The following is a 15707-nucleotide window of genomic DNA, read 5'->3' as shown; positions in this document are numbered from 1 at the left end:
GATTGGTTTGATTAAAAGCATGGTTCCTGATTCCCAATATATGGGAATCAGGATTTTTTGTACAGAACGAATACTATGAAAAAGCAGGACAATTCAGGATCCAAACGGGCTGGGGCACTGCCGCGGACAAAGAATCGCCGAGTCATTTTTGGGATTATAGCGCTTCTCATCCCCTTTTTTATTTTAGGTCTATTTGAGGGTGGGTTGCGCCTTTTTGGTTACGGACGTGATTTAGGATTATTCGTGGAAAGTGCCGAGCGTCCCGGGTTTCTCGTCATGAATCCGCATGCGTCTGAAAAGTATTTTGGTGATCCTGAAAATGCCACGACCGGTAATTATGAAGAATTCAGTAAGAAGAAAGGGGCGGGTACTTACCGGTTTTTTGTACTGGGCGAATCCACAACGGTTGGATATCCCTATTTTTACAATGGTTCCTTTCATCGCTGGCTGCAATATCGGTTGCAGCATAGTTATCCCAACCTGAATTTTGAAATTATCAACGTTTCGCTGACTGCCGTAAATTCTTACACAGTTTTGGGATTCGGGAAGGAAGTGATAAAGTACGAGCCGGATGCGGTGATGATTTACACCGGGCATAACGAATATTATGGCGCCATGGGTGTCGGTTCAACGAACGCGATTCACGGGAATCGTTTTTTGATTAATACCTTATTGAAATTACGTGAATTTCGACTGGTGCAGTTGTTTAGCCGAAGCTGGTATGGTCTGAAAAGATTGTTTGCAGGAAACAAAAAGGGGCAGCGGGAAGGCTTGATGAAACGCATGGCGGAGGGACAGAGAATTCCTTATGATTCGGAAATTTACAAACAGGGCATCAGCCAGTTTGAGACCAATATGGACGAGTTGCTAGCCTTGCTAACCAAGCAAAATATCCCTGTTTTTGTCAGCAATCTGGTTAGCAATGAAAAAGACCTGAAACCCTTTATCAGTGAAGAAAATAGCACCGACTCAGCGAAAAACCAGTATCAGCAAGCGACTCTCGCTTATGAACGGGGAGATACCGCTAAGGCGAAATCCTTGTTTATAAAAGCGAAGGAGCTCGATTTACTTAGATTCCGCGCTCCCGAAGCGATTAATGAGACTATCTTGAAGCTTACCAGGAAGTATCCCGGCAGTCATTTGGTGGATACAAAGTCATTATACGAAAAGAACAGTCCGGGCGGGATTGTCGGCAAAACAACTTTGCTGGAACACGTGCATCCAAACTTATTCGGTTACGCCCTTTTGTCTGATGCTTTTTACCGCTCCTTCTCGCGGGTGATGAAATTGAATTCCAAAGCGGATAACCCACATGAAATGTCCTTCACGCAGCTTCGGAGCCAAATGCCGATAACGGCTGTCGATTCTTTGAAAGGTGCTTATGAAATATTACTGCTGAAAGAAGGCTGGCCATTCAATGAAGTGATACCTGAAAAAGACAAGTTTGGGGTGAGTTATGAAGCCGCGCTGGCAGGAAGGCTGGTGATGAAAAAAATAACCTGGGGTGATGCCATGTTATCACTTTTGGAATATTATCAAAAGGAAAACAAACTTGAACCGGCTGTGAAAGTTTGTGAAGCGCTTGCGCTGGAACATCCGTACGATCCGGCTTTTTTAATCCAGTCGGGGAAAATAAAAATGCAGCTCGGTGCTAACGAAGGAGCCATTTTTGATCTGAAAAGAGCATTTACACTGGAAAATACATTTGAGACGGCACGGGATATTTTCATCACCATGCTCAAACAGGACCGGTCAGAAGAGGCCGTAGCATACCTGAGATACGCCGCTGAGCACAACAATACGACTTTTAGTCTGAATGAGTTAGTTTCCTTTGTAGATAAGATCAATGTATTAAAAGCAAACCTAAAAAAGGACACGGCTAACGCGGACACATCCGTTGAAATTGCAGCCGCTTATCTCGAATTTGCCAATATTGAAGTCGCTGAAAAATATGTAAATGCATCGCTGAAGCTTAAAGCAGGTGATCTGAAGGCATTGAAATTGAAACGTCAGATAGCGGATATTAAAAGTAAAATGTAGTGTATGGCCCGATGCAGGAATACTGCATAAACTAAATTCAAGTTTGGGATTGACTTTGTTCAGAAGCCGATATTACTACCCGAACGAAAACAAAGAGGAGAAAATGCAGCGGTTTTCTCCTCTTATTAAAAACAGAGAATTGTCTAAATCCAGCTATTAATGACAGCAACCGGAAGGGTTGATGAAGTTATCGTACTTGTCGTGGTGACGCAGCCAGTCCATCGTTTCACGCTCATTTCGGCCTTTTGGGGTAAGGTCGAAGAAGTTGTGAGCCCCAAGCAGGATATCGCCGCCACGTGAATAAGACGAGTAGGTATGAAAAATCTCGCCTTCTGAATCCTTTAAAAATACACTGGTGCCTGGTGATTCACCGCCGGTTTTCTGTTTTTCATAATTGTAATAAACTTCTCCTTTTGCAATTTGTTCGTCGGTAAAAGAGACGTTGTGGTCATAATTGAAATCGCCCCCGAACGAAGAAACCCATTTAAAATCCCATTCCATCCGTTTTTTAAACGGAAGAATCTCAGTAAGCGGTGCTCTGGAAACAACAACGACGGAAACGTCATGATGCGCCAGGTGCAGGTTCGCACCGTCAATATGGTCGGCCATAAACGAACATCCGGGACAGCCTTCTGCCCAGCCGGGGGCAAACATAAAGTGGTAGATGATCAGCTGACTTCGTCCTGCAAAAAGATCCGCCAGGGTTTCTTTGCCTTCCGGACTTTCGAAAATATAAGATTTTTCCACTTTTACCCAGGGAAGCTCGCGCCTTTTGCGCGCGAGATCGTCATTCAGTCGGGTTAGCTCCTTTTCTTTTATCAGCAGTTGTTTTCGTGCATCGATCCATTCCTCCCGCGTCACAATTTTGTGTTGTATTTTGCCGGAGCTATCATCAACTACTTTATTTTGCTTTTCCATCGTTTAAAGGTTTGGTTTTTTACAAAATTCTATCTTAAATCTAAGAAAATAGCTGTGTGAAAGAGTCGGATAAAGGGGGTGTTTGAGACATTTTTATTATTGTAATTCATTGAGGTGCATCGTGGTAAAAGCTGTCAGGGTGTCAAGGGCTAAATTATAAAATTAAAATTATCACATCTTAAATTTTGTATTCCACGTATTATCAATCAAATTTGTATCGATTAGAATTGATCTAAATAAAATATCGGCAAAGTGATGGACCCGGATGCTATGAATTTAAATTTTAAACCGGATGTCGGAGAAAGTAAGTCGGGTTTTATGACGGGTGTAACTTTCAAATTTTAATGACCTTAAAAAAGATCCTGGGAACCCGCATGGTCGGGACGCTTCACCTCTGGCTCGGAATTGCATCCGGGCTGATGGTTTTTGTAATAGGCATCTCGGGGGCCACGTACACGTTTGTGGACGAGTTGAAACCCGTTTTTTACAAAGACCGGTTATTCATCACCCCTGAAAAAACGCCAAAACTGCCTTTGGGAGAGCTGGTTACGATTGCCGAAAAAGCTTTGGGGGGAGATAAACCCGTTAACAGGGCTGAGGTGTTTAATCAACCGGACAGAACGGTCATATTCAGGGCGTTAAAGAACGATAAGGAAGGTTTTTCGCACTGGGATTACTATAAATATTATTACAGGGTTTATGTCAATCCCTATAACGGAAAGGTTGTAAAGGTCGAAAACACAGAAAATGAGTTTTTTCAACTTGTGCTGAGCCTGCACATGCGGATGTTGTTCGGGGAAAAGATCGGCCATTATGTGGTAGGTTATTCTGTGCTGACTTTTGTCGTCCTGCTGATTTCAGGTATTGTCCTTTGGGTTCCTAAAAAGTGGAATAAAACGGGTCGGGAGAAAAGTTTCCGTATCAAATGGGGGGCAAAATTGCAACGGATTAATTACGATTTGCATAACGTGCTGGGTTTTTATGCTTTTGTGGTACTGCTTGTCATCGCGTTGACCGGACTCGTCTGGGTGTTTGACTGGATGGAAAATTCCGTACGGTTTGTGGCAAATGGCGGAGAGAATATTGCCAAAACAAAGCCGATGTTATCAGACACAACGTTGGCCGGGTCTGGTACCGACAGAGCATATATTCAGGCCCGCGACAAAAATCCGCAGGCGTATTCGTACCTTGTTATTTTTCCAACGAAGAACGATGGAACTGTTAATATTTTCACATACCTGACGAATAATACCAAATACGACCGCATTCAGGATAATTTTGATCGCCATTCGGGCAAGCTTTTGAAATCTGCCTCTTTCGATGCATTGAATAACGGTGATAAAATGTACCAGCTGAATTTTGATCTGCACACGGGTTCTATACTCAGTCTTCCAGGTAAAATTCTTGTGTTTTTTGCAGGACTGATCTGTGCAAGTTTGCCGGTTACCGGTTTTGCGATCTGGTGGGGGAGACGTAAAAAGAACCAGAAAAAAGAGAGCAGAACGTCAGTCAAAAGAATATCCCGTGTGAAAAAAACAGCGTTTGTGAAGCCAGCCGTGGAATCCTAAATGTTGTGATGTTTTATTTTACAGTCAACTTTTCTTAAGCTGTATAGACTTAATTTTTCTTTTCAAGATAACCGTTATCGGTAAGCTATGCGGCCATGCGCTGGGGACTGGATTATTCGTTTAATAATTTTTCGAAGCAAACACTATTGTCGATGCCGACGTACTGCCCATAATTTGGCGTGATGCTGTATCCATTTTTTGTATAAAGTTTGATGGCCTCCGGTTGTCTCTTTCCCGTTTCCAGCACGCATTTTTGATAGGATAATTTTCCTGCCCATTTTTCCAGCTCCGTCAGCACTTTCGTTGCAATTCCTTTTCCTCTGCCGTCAGGCGTCGTGTACATGCGTTTTATCTCCATCGTGTCCCCGGAAAATTCTTTGATAGCACCGCAGCTGACGGGCCGATCATTGTCATAGGCTACTACGGCATGTTTGATTTTATCGATTTTGTTGAACTGCGCATAAAATGAATGATCCTCTCCATCCCTTTTTGCCAGATCTGCATCAAGATGTCTGACAAGAAAAATGAAATCCTGATTGTCTGAGTCGGTTCTTGTTAATTGAATCATATGCGTGGTTATTTGTTTCCAAAGATATCGGTATCCCAACCTCTAAATTCGTAATATTTTTTCTTTGGTTCGCCTGTCCAGCCATTTATCCCTTTTTTCTTGGGTAAATAATAGCCATGAATATATAAAATAGGAAACAACATGGCTACCAATAAAGCCATGGCTGTAATTCTGCCAAAATATGTGGAAAGTGTGCATATGATTATCAGGGTAAGTACGTATTTCCCGATTCGCCAGAACTTTGGCGTTTGTTCTTCGAATTGTCCAAATAAAATATTGCCGGCAGCGTACACGATACTTACAATTGCTACCTCAAGCCAAAGTGATTCTGTTGCCCACATTACCTTGTCGTTTGTTCTGTTTTTCTAAAATAACGCCGTAATGCGTCCGTCACAACCAAGATAAGCAGAATTGTACGGCCCTGGTTTCATATCCCTCAGGTTCTGAATTATCTATCATATTTATGATACCAACTCATGATTTATCTTATTTTATTAATAGGTATGTTTTGCTGAATTTTGTATCGCCATCAGATTCTAATGAGGGCGAATGAGCGTGTTTTAATACAAAACGGATTTTAAATACTTCAAACATATGTTATTTCAACCATTTCAACTGGCAAAATTATCGCTTAAAAATAGAATCGTCATGCCACCCATGACGCGTTCGAGAGCGAATACAGGCGAGGTAGCCACGGATCTTATGGCAGAATATTATAGCCAGCGTGCATCAGCAGGGTTAATTATTTCGGAAGGTACGCAGGTAAGTCGGCAGGGACAGGGTTATGCCTGGACGCCAGGCATTTTTTCAAAGGCTCAAATAGAAGGCTGGGGAAAAGTCACAAAAGCTGTTCATGAAAAAGACGGTCTGATGTTTGCCCAGCTTTGGCACGTGGGGCGTGTCTCTCATACCTCTTTACAGGAAAATGGGAAAGCCCCCGTTTCCGCTTCGGCAATACTTGCTGAGGGGGTTAAGGTTTTTTTAGACCTGGAGGGTAAGGGCCCAGGTGAGGGTGCAGGCGAAATGGTTCAGCATTCCCTGCCTACGGAGCTTACTGTTTCGCAAATCAAAAGCATCATTGCTGATTTTGTTCATGCTGCGAAAAATGCAATTTTAGCAGGCTTTGACGGGGTAGAACTTCACGGAGCCAACGGTTATTTAATTGAACAATTCATTGATTCGCAAACGAACCTGCGAAGTGATGCATACGGCGGTTCTCTTGAAAATCGTCTGCGTTTTTTAAGGGAAGTGACCACAGCCGTTGCCGACGCGATAGGGCCTGAAAAAGTGGGTGTAAGGCAGGCGCCGCTGACCACGTTGATGGGCGCAACGGATGATAACCCCGAGGAAACATACATCGCCGCAGCCAAAATGCTGAATGAAATCGGTATTGCGTACATCCATATTGCCGAAGCAGACTGGGACAATGCGCCCATTATGCCGGTGGCATTCAAGGAGGCTTATCGTGAAGCATTCAAAGGAACTTTGATTTATGCGGGTAAATACACAAAAGAGCGAGCTGATGAGGCGCTTGCAAAAGGCTGGACGGACCTCGTTGCCTTTGGTCGTCCGTTTATCGCAAACCCTGACTTGCCATACAGGCTTGCTAATAATCTACGGCTGAACGAACCGGATAAAACCAAATTCTTTGGCGGTACCGGGAAAGGGTATACAGACTATCCAATCGCTTCACAAAATTAATACGCGCAAAGCCAAAAAGATCGGTTCAGAAGTTGGTTCTCCGGCATTATCATTATGGTGGGGCCGAAAAAGCTGTATTGATTATCCGCTTAATCAAGATCAGAATAGCAGAAAGTAGCTTTCGTGAATTCCGAGTTCATGCGTAAACCTGCACTTCAACAGACTCTGGTTAATTTCCGGGTCTGTTTTTTTGTGCTTAAATTTTTTTGAAAAAATATTCCACGTGCTGTCCAATTTCGAAAAACTCGCTTGATATGTTCATGTAATTCAAATATTTAATTAACTTTTAAATAAAAAGAAAATGGAAGAGTACATGTTGATTTTCAGGCACGAAGATGGTCGTAAAATAGCGTCACCGGAACAAATGCAGGTTTGGATGAAACAGACGATGGATTGGATCGGGGGGATTGCCGCCCAAAACAAATTTGTTGTAGGAAACGGGCTTCATTTTGACGAGAGCCGGGTGGTAGGGTATAATGGCGTTGTGACCAACGGGCCTTTTGGTGATATCAAGGAAACCCTTGGCGGTTATATCACTGTAAAAGCAGTTTCCGTTGACGAAGCCGTTGCATTTGCCAAAGGAAGTCCCGTTTTGCAAGGAGAAGGAAATACGGTGGAAGTTCGGAGAATTGCCAAAGGTGATGGCGTTCACTAAAAAAATTAATGCCTCTGCCGGTTAAGCAGAGGCAGGTTTTTAATTATGGAGCAGCAGGAATTAATTCCGCATTTATTCAGAACAGAGTTCAGGAAAATCACGGCGGTGCTTTGTAAACGCTTCGGTATAGCACATATCGAAATGGCCGAAGACATCGCCAGTGATACTTTTTTATGTGCTGTTGAAACATGGAGTTATAAGGGATTGCCGCCAAATCCGACGGCCTGGCTGTACGCCGTCGCCAAAAACAAGGCAAAAAACCAGTTGACCAGAAACGAGGTTTTTGCCAATAAAATCACGTCAGAGATCATGGATTCCAATCCCGAATCTGAGGAAATGGAAATTGATTTGTCAGAGAAAAACATTACTGACAGCCAGTTACAGATGTTGTTTGCTCTTTGTCACCCATCCATTGCAGTTGAAGCACAGATTGGTTTGTCGCTTCGTATTCTTTGCGGATTTGGCATCGACGAAATTGCCGATGCTTTTCTGACCAGTAAAGAAAATATTAATAAGCGCCTTTTCAGGGCCAGAGAGAAACTGCGGCAGGAAAAGGTGCGCATCGAATTCCCGATAGAAAATGATATCAACAATCGGCTGGAAACAGTGCTGACGACACTCTATCTGCTTTTCAATGAAGGGTATTATTCAGAAAGTAAAGATAAAGTGCTGCGCCATGATCTTTGTCTGGAGGCCATGCGACTGACGTATTTATTAATTGAAAACGAGCAGACCAATCGGCCTGCGGTGAATGCTTTATTTGCGCTGATGTGTTTTCACGCCTCACGTTTTGAAGCCAGAGCAGGTGAAAACGGGGAAATGATTTTGTATGATGATCAGGATGAAACACTTTGGAATCAGGAATTAATCGCCAAAGGAATGTATTATTTCAAACAGGCTTCTCAGGGAAATGTTATCTCCAAATATCATCTGGAAGCCGGCATTGCTTACTGGTATACGATCAAAGCCGACTCACCCGAAAAGTGGGAAAATATTTTGCAGCTCTTTAACAAGCTGCTGCAAATCCATTACACGCCCATCGCCGCGCTGAACAGAACGTATGCCTTATCGAAAGCAAACGGAAAAGCAGAGGCCATTGCGGAAGCGGAAAAACTAAACCTGGCCGGAAATCATTTCTATTTTACTTTGCTCGGAGCATTGTACACGGGCATCGACAACACGAAGGCCCGGCACAACTTTGCTCAGGCACTTACCATCGCCAAAACAAAAACAGACAAGTTGTCTATCCAAAAGAGAATTGACGTGCTGGACGCCGGTCTCACTTTACCTTGATATTTTGCGCTGCGAGCTCCACAGTCTGTTCCACCCTTGCCTGACGGGTTTCAGGCCGTTTGGCGCTCGAAATCCATTGCAGGATCATTCTTTTGGACGAAGGAGCGAATTTGATAAAATGCTTTAATGCAGCCTCGTTTTTATCAAATAATTTTTGAAGATCGTCCGGGATCACGGCATTTTCGGCGTCTGTCATGGCATCCCAGGTTCCTGTTTTTTTCGCGAGGTCAATAAGTGCCTGTCCGGCGGGCGTCATCAAACCCTGACTGCTCATTTTTTCCACCCGGTCTTTATTGATTTTGCTCCAGATGCTTTTCGGTTTTCTTGGTGTAAAACAAAGATAGCTGCTTTCATCATCGCGTTTGTTGGCTTTGCTATCGATCCAGCCATAGCAAAGTGCTTCCTCAATGGCTTCATGATAGGGGACACTCAGCGTTTTGCTATCCTTATGATACATAATCAGGAGGACTGCTTTTTCTGATTGACCGTTTTCTTTCAGCCAGGCACGCCATTCTTCGTTGGTTTTAGCGTGGAAAGCCGGGATGCCGTCTTTTGTTTCCATGATTAAAGTTCTTGTTTTAGCGTGGACAAGATTTGTGATCTGAAAGGAGGTTCTACTTATTCTGTTCCAGAATTTCGAGATAATGCGGATTGCGCATTATGCCAAGTACATTGCCGAAAGGATCGATCACGGAGGCAGTAATAAATCCTGCACCGCGTTCCAAAATGGGTTCATATTCCCTGGCGCCCATAGAAATAAGTTTTTCCAGAACAGCTTTCAGGTTATCTACGTGCCAGTACATGATGGATCCACCGGGACCGGCTGTTGCAGCTTTGGGTGTATATTTTGCATCAATAATGCCAAGTTCGTGCTGGTAGTCTCCAACCCGGAATTCTACATATCCAGGACGTTCGAAATAGGGTTCAATGCCTAAAAACTCAGTATACCATTTTCTGGCGGCGGCATGATCCGCTGCATAAAAGTTTACGGTTGCAAATCCTCTCAATGTTGGCGAGCTTGTCATTTTGTGCTTCTTTTAAGTTTAGAAATTTTTGATAATCCAAAATTAGACGGGGATTGTGACAGCCCTATGTCAGTAGGGTTGGGATTTTTTATATTTTTTTAAAAATATTACTACAAGGTCATTTTATGCGGAACCAAGGTAAAACGAATTTTAATATTTGTAACCCCATGATCAATGCTATGCTGCTTTTAACTATTTTTTGGTGAGGGCGGCTGGCTGGTGCATTTATTCAAAGAGCGAAACAGAAAGTGTTTAGATGGGCCGTCAGGCTTAATGCGAATCAATATTGATATAGCTAAGTTATAGTGCACTACGCTGAGTCTGAAAAAATGTACAACATTAAATTTTTGTTATGAAAGTAAAAAAAAGAGAAAAATTACTTAATCTTAAAATGAACGGTTCAAATGAATAATTGACCGAACTTTGCGGAAAAAGTATAGTAAATCCAAGTACTAAGGAATACAGGTTATGAACCCAGCTAATTTTACCTATTCCGATGAATATCTCCTGAAATTAATTCAAGAAAATAACGACGAATCGGCGTTTACTACGCTCTATGATCGTTATTTTCGGCTTCTCTTTAATTTCACTTTCAGCAAAGTAAATGATCAGTTTGTGGCACAGGAAATTGTGCAGGAGCTCTTTGTCAGTATCTGGCAGCAGCGCCACCGAAGTTCTGTAAATTCCTGCCGGTCCTATTTATTTTCTTCGGTTAAAAATCTGATTATTTCGTACTACCGGAAAGAGTTCACACGCAAGTATCATTACGACCGCTGGGAAATTCAGCGTGAAGATTCGACGAGCCTGACCGATCAGCAAATACTGACTGCTGACCTTCAGGTGCGGTATGAAGAAGGCTTGCATCTGCTTCCCCCAAAATGCAAGGAAGTGTTTATTCTGAGCAGAAAAGGACATTCAAACCGGGAGATAGCTTGCCAGCTCGATATTTCGGAGAAGACCGTCGAACAGCATATCACCAAAGCACTGCGGGTTTTGAAGGAATATCTTAAAGAACATTTCGCTTACGGATTGCTGTTGATGAATCTTTTTTAAATTTTTTTCACAACCGACTAAGGGTTGTCTCCCCGGCGCGCGACTTAGGAATTGTAACATTCACTAAGACATGATGCCATCCAATATTTCCCCTCAACTTCTTGACAAATATCTTAACCACGAATGCACCGATGAGGAGCGCGCGCTGGTAGAGGCCTGGTATGCCTCGCTCCGCGGAAAACAGGATTACCTGGATGCGTTACCGGAGGATCAGCAGACAAAGTTACAGGATGAAACTTTTGCAAACATTCAAAGTCAGCTGGCCGGTGCAGAGGAGCCGGTGGTCAGGAAATTTCCGCTTGGCTGGATCAACTGGCTTGCGGCTTCGGTTTTACTGGTCATGGGAATTTATTTTACGTACCATTATAACACAGCCCAGGAAGTTTCGATTGCAAAACAAATTGAGAAAAAGGGCTCTGATCATATCATTCGATTTGTAAATACTGAGCCCCGCGTGGTCATGCACCGACTTCCTGACAAGAGTACCGTCTGGATGCATTCGCAGGCGACAATCAGCTATCCAAAAGAATTTGACAGCAACAAGCGTATCGTAACTTTTAGCGGAGAAGGTTTTTTTGATATTACAAAAGATAAATCGAGACCTTTTTCGATTCAAAGCGGAGAGCTTGTTATCAGGGTTTTGGGTACGAGTTTCAATGTAAAAGCACCGGTAAAAAACAAAGTCTTTCAGGTTTCGGTCGTGACGGGCAGGGTAGAAGTTTCAGCCCCGGGTAAAGAGCAAACACCGCAGCTTGTGGTGTTGCAGCCTAAGCAGGAGGCTTTTTTCGAGACCGGCTCCCGCCGCCTGGTCTTATCAGCGGTTCCGGTACATGCCAAAAAGGAAATATATGAACCTGCGACGGTTGTATTTAAAGAAACGCCTTTAAACCAGGCGATTGATCAGCTTGAAAAACGATTTGACATCAGCATCAGCATGTCTAACCCGGAGATTGCTTCCTGTCTGGTGACCGGTGATTTTGAAAAAGAATCCTTGCCGGCCATCATGGAAATGCTTTGCAATAGTCTGGAAGCAACGTACACGATGTCGGGAAAGACAATAACAATTGATGCACTGCCCTGCAAATAATTACCACGCATTTATAAATTTCAATCCATTTCTATGAAAAACTGCCGCCTGATCCCGCCTTGAAAAGCCAAAAAACCGGGAGTGTACCACCACCCCCGGAGTAAGCTTACCAGCCCTTTCCGAATCGTACCACCGAAACAAAGGGCCAATGTATCTAAACAGTGCTTAAACCATCAGACAAATCAAAATTATGCAAAAATCAGTACGTAACAAGCCTATTAACTGGCAAAAAATAATGCGCATCGGATTGCTTCAATGGATACTGGCCGTTTTACTTGCAAGTATAAGCTATGCAAAGGAAATCTCCGCGCAGTCAATTTTGAGTAAAGACATTACGCTTCGGCTCACGAATGTCAAACTTAACGAGGTACTTGAACAAATTCAGGTAAAAGCCAACACCAAGTTTGTGTACAGCAGCCGTGTTTCGCTCAAAGAACAGGTTACCATTAACGTGAAAGATCAGAAACTTTCAAAGGTTCTGGACCAGTTGCTTGCCCCGCGCGGGATTCATTACAAGGTGATTAATGAACAAATTGTTCTGGCCAGGGAGCGTACGAATAAGGAAGAAAGCGTTATCCAGTCACTGGAAAACAAATTGCAGGTTTATGTGGCAAACCAGGAAATTCGTATCAAAGGAACCGTTAAATCCTCTGACGCCAATGAAACCTTACCCGGCGTAAGTGTCATTTTGAAAGGAAGCTCCCAGGGAACAACCACGGACAACAACGGAGGTTTTGAACTGTCAATCCCGACAACCCATACAGTTTTGGTGTTCAGTTTTGTAGGGTACATATCTCAGGAAGTAACCGTGGGGAGCAGATCGGTGGTTGATGTAACGTTAAGCCCGGATACAAAATCGTTGAATGAGCTGGTTGTGGTGGGATACGGGGTGCAGAAAAAAGTTAATCTTACCGGTGCTGTAAGCCAAATTCAGGCGAAGGATCTGGAAAACAGGCCGTTGAATAATATGTCTCAGATTCTTCAGGGGATGGTTCCGAACCTGAATGTTACTTTTTCAACCGGCCGCCCGGGACAAGGTGGCGATCTCAATGTCCGTGGGGAAACTTCCATCAATGGTGGAGGGCCGTTGGTATTGATTGATGGGATTCCGGGGGATATCAACCGGATCAATCCTGGTGACGTGGAGTCGGTATCAGTATTGAAAGATGCGGCGGCCTCGGCAATTTATGGAGCCCGTGGTGCTTTTGGGGTGATTCTGGTAACAACCAAAACGGCGAAAAGCGGAAAAACCAGTATCTCTTATACCAATAACTTCGGTTTTTCCACACCCACCATCAGTACCGATTTTATGACCAATGGGTATGAACATACGATGCTGAATGACGAAGCCTTTAAAAGAGCTACGGGAAATACCTACACGCGTTATTCCGAGGAAGATTACAAAGAACTTGAAGCACGCCGCTATGATAAAACAGAAAACCCTGCACGTCCCTGGACGGTTGTGAAAAACGTAAACGGGAAGGATATCTATAACTATTATGGGAATTATAACTGGTGGGATGCTATGTTCGATATGAGAGAACCGTCCCAGCAGCACAATGTGAATCTGTCGGGTGGAACGGAAAAAATCAATTATTTCCTTTCAGGTTCTGCTTTTGCAAAGAATGGTATCATGAAAGTTAATAAGGACAAGTTTACCTCTTACACTTTAAGATCAAAAGTAAATGCGCAGCTTACACCCTGGCTTAAAGTGAGCAACAACACGCAATACTTTGATTCAAAATACAAATATCCCGGGCTTGAAGGCGGAGCGAATGCCAACTTTGTAGGTGTGACAGTACATGCGATGCCGATCTATGCACCAACAAATCCGGACGGGACAGCGACTTACAATACGCTTAAAAACAATTATTCGATCGGTGATGGTTTGTTTGCTAACCTGTTGAAGGGGGTTGCCGGAGGTGAAAAAAAGGTTCACGAACTGACTACCATTAACTCGTTAACGATTGATTTTACAAAAAGCTGGAACCTGGTAGCGAACCACTCTTATTCGTTTTATATCGCGGATGACTGGTACCGTTCAGCGGTTGCCCAGTATTCCATTCAGCCAGGGATTTTAACAAATGTTCCCAATTTCAATACGGATCAGCTACGGAAAACATTCTGGTTCGATCCTACCAACGTGGTCAATGTGTATACATCGTATAATAAAACGATTGGGAAGCACTATATAGGCGGTACAGCGGGGATGAACTACGAGACGAAAAAGCATCAGCGTTTGTTTGGTGCTAGGAAGAACCTCCTTTCTGAAAACCTGAATGACTTGAACCTGGGAACTGGGGAACAGTTATCTTCGGGTGATTCTTATCAGTATGAATTGTTTGGGGCATTTTTCAGGGTGAATTATGATTTTCAGGGTAAATATCTGCTGGAAGTAAATGGCCGTTATGACGGTACTTCCCGGTTTGGCAGTGGACGACGTTACGGCTTTTTCCCTTCCTGGTCGGCAGGTTGGAGAGTCAGTGAGGAGCAGTTTTTTGATCCTTTGAAAGATGTGGTTAATAACTTGAAAATCAGAGCTTCTTATGGAACATTGGGCAATCAGCTTCCGTCCAACAATAGCTCGGCGAGCTTTTACCCTTATATTTCGATCATGCCAACGGCCCAATCGAGCTGGATTAGCAATGGACAGAAGCTGAATTATGTCGACAGTCCAAGCCCGATTTCTGCTAATCTAACCTGGGAAAAGGCAACAACGGCAAATATTGGTCTTGATATCGACCTTTTGAAAAACCGTATGAACCTTGTTTTTGATGGTTATATCAGAAAGACAACCGACATGCTGGTGCCTGGCCAAGTGCTTCCGGCCGTATACGGAGCGTCGGTACCTCGGCAGAATGCAGGGGATCTGGAAACCAGAGGGTTTGAATTGTCGCTGTCATGGCGGGATCAGTTCAAGCTGGCAGGTAAGGCGTTTAGCTATAATGCATCGTTCATAGTTTCCGACGCGAAATCGAAGATCACGAAGTATGACAATCCAAATAAACTACTCTCAGGTTATTATGTAGGCCAGACAATCGGCGATATGTGGGGTTATTCTTTGGATGGTTATTTCAAAACCAATGAAGAAGCGCAGGCCTATACCGTGGACCAGGCTTTGGTGAACAAACAGCGTTTGAGCGCACCAGGCGACTGGAGTAAATTGCAGGCCGGAGATATTAAATTTATTGACGTGGACGGAAATGGGAAAATTGATCAGGGGGCTAACACACTGGCTAATCACGGTGATTTGAAAATAATTGGAAATAACCGGGCCCGTTTCCGCTATGGTCTTAACCTGGGCGCGTCCTGGAACGGCTTCGATCTGTCGACGCTGACACAGGGTATTCTTCGTAAAAACTGGTATCCGGGCGCGAATGCGGATAAGTTTTGGGGGCCTTACTCTCGTCCGTATTACTCATTTATTCCAAAGGATTTTGTAAGTGATGTGTGGACGCCCGAAAATCAGGATGCTTATTTCCCGGTTTTGCGGGGGTATACAGCACTTAACGGAGGCGGAGATTTGAATGCTCCCAATGATAAATATGTACAAAATGTAGGTTATCTGCGCCTGAAAAATGTGGTGATTGGTTATAGCTTCCCAGAGAAACTGAGCAGAAAAATAGGTGTTCCACGGGCCCGTATTTACCTAAGCGGAGAAAACTTGCTGACTTATACGCCACTCAGGTCTAAATATATTGATCCGGAACAATTTGATGGTGATGTAACAAATGGAAGGTCTTATCCGCTTTCCAAAACATTCTCCCTCGGCCTTAACCTTAATTTTTAAATCCGGTTT

The 15707-nt window shown here is 43.6% G+C and carries 13 protein-coding genes; 8 read left to right on the top strand and 5 right to left on the bottom strand.

Going from position 1 to position 15707, the window contains the following annotated elements:
• Nucleotides 1-75 precede the first annotated feature (75 nt).
• Nucleotides 76-2040 (top strand): hypothetical protein, encoded by a 1965-nt coding sequence (locus RB622_RS13330; RefSeq protein ID WP_308047056.1) that lies wholly within the window; start codon nucleotides 76-78, stop codon nucleotides 2038-2040.
• Between the two features lie 156 nt (nucleotides 2041-2196).
• On the opposite strand, the gene RB622_RS13325 is transcribed toward RB622_RS13330, so the two are convergent.
• The gene (locus RB622_RS13325) at nucleotides 2197-2958 is read right to left on the bottom strand and encodes a thioredoxin family protein (RefSeq protein WP_308047055.1); all 762 of its coding nucleotides are present in this window, start codon (nucleotides 2956-2958) and stop codon (nucleotides 2197-2199) included.
• A 344-nt stretch (nucleotides 2959-3302) separates the two neighbouring features.
• Here RB622_RS13325 and RB622_RS13320 point away from each other — a divergent pair, with 344 nt between their 5' ends.
• Nucleotides 3303-4526 carry a PepSY-associated TM helix domain-containing protein gene (locus tag RB622_RS13320; RefSeq protein ID WP_308047054.1) on the top strand — a complete coding sequence of 408 codons (1224 nt, stop codon included), beginning with the start codon at nucleotides 3303-3305 and terminating at the stop codon, nucleotides 4524-4526.
• 112 nt (nucleotides 4527-4638) lie between these two features.
• Here the strand turns inward: RB622_RS13320 and RB622_RS13315 are convergent, their stop codons facing one another.
• The gene (locus tag RB622_RS13315; protein ID WP_308047053.1) at nucleotides 4639-5094 is read right to left on the bottom strand and encodes a GNAT family N-acetyltransferase; all 456 of its coding nucleotides are present in this window, start codon (nucleotides 5092-5094) and stop codon (nucleotides 4639-4641) included.
• 8 nt (nucleotides 5095-5102) lie between these two features.
• The gene (locus RB622_RS13310) at nucleotides 5103-5435 is read right to left on the bottom strand and encodes a hypothetical protein (protein ID WP_308047052.1); all 333 of its coding nucleotides are present in this window, start codon (nucleotides 5433-5435) and stop codon (nucleotides 5103-5105) included.
• Between the two features lie 253 nt (nucleotides 5436-5688).
• Here RB622_RS13310 and RB622_RS13305 point away from each other — a divergent pair, with 253 nt between their 5' ends.
• The 3 genes from RB622_RS13305 (at nucleotide 5689) to RB622_RS13295 (ending at nucleotide 8743) form a co-directional block, all read left to right on the top strand.
• Complete coding sequence (locus RB622_RS13305; RefSeq protein ID WP_308047051.1) at nucleotides 5689-6795, top strand: alkene reductase; 1107 nt, start codon at nucleotides 5689-5691, stop codon at nucleotides 6793-6795.
• 301 nt (nucleotides 6796-7096) lie between these two features.
• Nucleotides 7097-7450, top strand: a complete 354-nt coding sequence (locus RB622_RS13300) for a YciI family protein (protein ID WP_308047050.1) — start codon at nucleotides 7097-7099, stop codon at nucleotides 7448-7450.
• Nucleotides 7451-7495: 45 nt separating this feature from the next.
• Nucleotides 7496-8743 (top strand): sigma-70 family RNA polymerase sigma factor, encoded by a 1248-nt coding sequence (locus RB622_RS13295; protein ID WP_308047049.1) that lies wholly within the window; start codon nucleotides 7496-7498, stop codon nucleotides 8741-8743.
• Here the strand turns inward: RB622_RS13295 and RB622_RS13290 are convergent.
• A complete protein-coding gene (locus RB622_RS13290) occupies nucleotides 8730-9305 on the bottom strand; it encodes a YdeI/OmpD-associated family protein (protein WP_308047048.1) in 576 nt (191 codons plus the stop codon). The genes RB622_RS13295 and RB622_RS13290 overlap by 14 nt on opposite strands.
• A 52-nt stretch (nucleotides 9306-9357) precedes the next feature.
• A complete protein-coding gene (locus tag RB622_RS13285) occupies nucleotides 9358-9768 on the bottom strand; it encodes a VOC family protein (protein WP_308047047.1) in 411 nt (136 codons plus the stop codon).
• 468 nt (nucleotides 9769-10236) lie between these two features.
• Here RB622_RS13285 and RB622_RS13280 point away from each other — a divergent pair, with 468 nt between their 5' ends.
• The 3 genes from RB622_RS13280 to RB622_RS13270 all read left to right on the top strand — a co-directional run bounded on the left by RB622_RS13280 (nucleotide 10237) and on the right by RB622_RS13270 (nucleotide 15698).
• Nucleotides 10237-10821 (top strand): RNA polymerase sigma-70 factor, encoded by a 585-nt coding sequence (locus RB622_RS13280; protein ID WP_308047046.1) that lies wholly within the window; start codon nucleotides 10237-10239, stop codon nucleotides 10819-10821.
• A 70-nt stretch (nucleotides 10822-10891) separates the two neighbouring features.
• A complete protein-coding gene (locus RB622_RS13275) occupies nucleotides 10892-11908 on the top strand; it encodes a FecR domain-containing protein (RefSeq protein ID WP_308047045.1) in 1017 nt (338 codons plus the stop codon).
• A 190-nt stretch (nucleotides 11909-12098) separates the two neighbouring features.
• A complete protein-coding gene (locus RB622_RS13270) occupies nucleotides 12099-15698 on the top strand; it encodes a TonB-dependent receptor (protein ID WP_308047044.1) in 3600 nt (1199 codons plus the stop codon).
• Nucleotides 15699-15707 lie beyond the last annotated feature (9 nt).

The organism is Dyadobacter sp. LHD-138 (assembly GCF_030929615.1).
Lineage (GTDB): Bacteria > Bacteroidota > Bacteroidia > Cytophagales > Spirosomataceae > Dyadobacter.
Note: the sequence above shows the minus strand (reverse complement) of the source record. Positions and strands in the feature narration are given on the sequence as shown.

Coding starts and splice junctions, on each gene's coding strand:
- RB622_RS13310 (WP_308047052.1), bottom strand. CDS start 5,435: ATGTGGGCAACAGAATCACTTTGGCTTGAGGTAGCAATTGTAAGTATC.
- RB622_RS13315 (WP_308047053.1), bottom strand. CDS start 5,094: ATGATTCAATTAACAAGAACCGACTCAGACAATCAGGATTTCATTTTT.
- RB622_RS13295 (WP_308047049.1), top strand. CDS start 7,496: ATGGAGCAGCAGGAATTAATTCCGCATTTATTCAGAACAGAGTTCAGG.
- RB622_RS13270 (WP_308047044.1), top strand. CDS start 12,099: ATGCAAAAATCAGTACGTAACAAGCCTATTAACTGGCAAAAAATAATG.
- RB622_RS13285 (WP_308047047.1), bottom strand. CDS start 9,768: ATGACAAGCTCGCCAACATTGAGAGGATTTGCAACCGTAAACTTTTAT.
- RB622_RS13290 (WP_308047048.1), bottom strand. CDS start 9,305: ATGGAAACAAAAGACGGCATCCCGGCTTTCCACGCTAAAACCAACGAA.
- RB622_RS13320 (WP_308047054.1), top strand. CDS start 3,303: ATGACCTTAAAAAAGATCCTGGGAACCCGCATGGTCGGGACGCTTCAC.
- RB622_RS13330 (WP_308047056.1), top strand. CDS start 76: ATGAAAAAGCAGGACAATTCAGGATCCAAACGGGCTGGGGCACTGCCG.
- RB622_RS13325 (WP_308047055.1), bottom strand. CDS start 2,958: ATGGAAAAGCAAAATAAAGTAGTTGATGATAGCTCCGGCAAAATACAA.
- RB622_RS13305 (WP_308047051.1), top strand. CDS start 5,689: ATGTTATTTCAACCATTTCAACTGGCAAAATTATCGCTTAAAAATAGA.
- RB622_RS13300 (WP_308047050.1), top strand. CDS start 7,097: ATGGAAGAGTACATGTTGATTTTCAGGCACGAAGATGGTCGTAAAATA.
- RB622_RS13275 (WP_308047045.1), top strand. CDS start 10,892: ATGATGCCATCCAATATTTCCCCTCAACTTCTTGACAAATATCTTAAC.
- RB622_RS13280 (WP_308047046.1), top strand. CDS start 10,237: ATGAACCCAGCTAATTTTACCTATTCCGATGAATATCTCCTGAAATTA.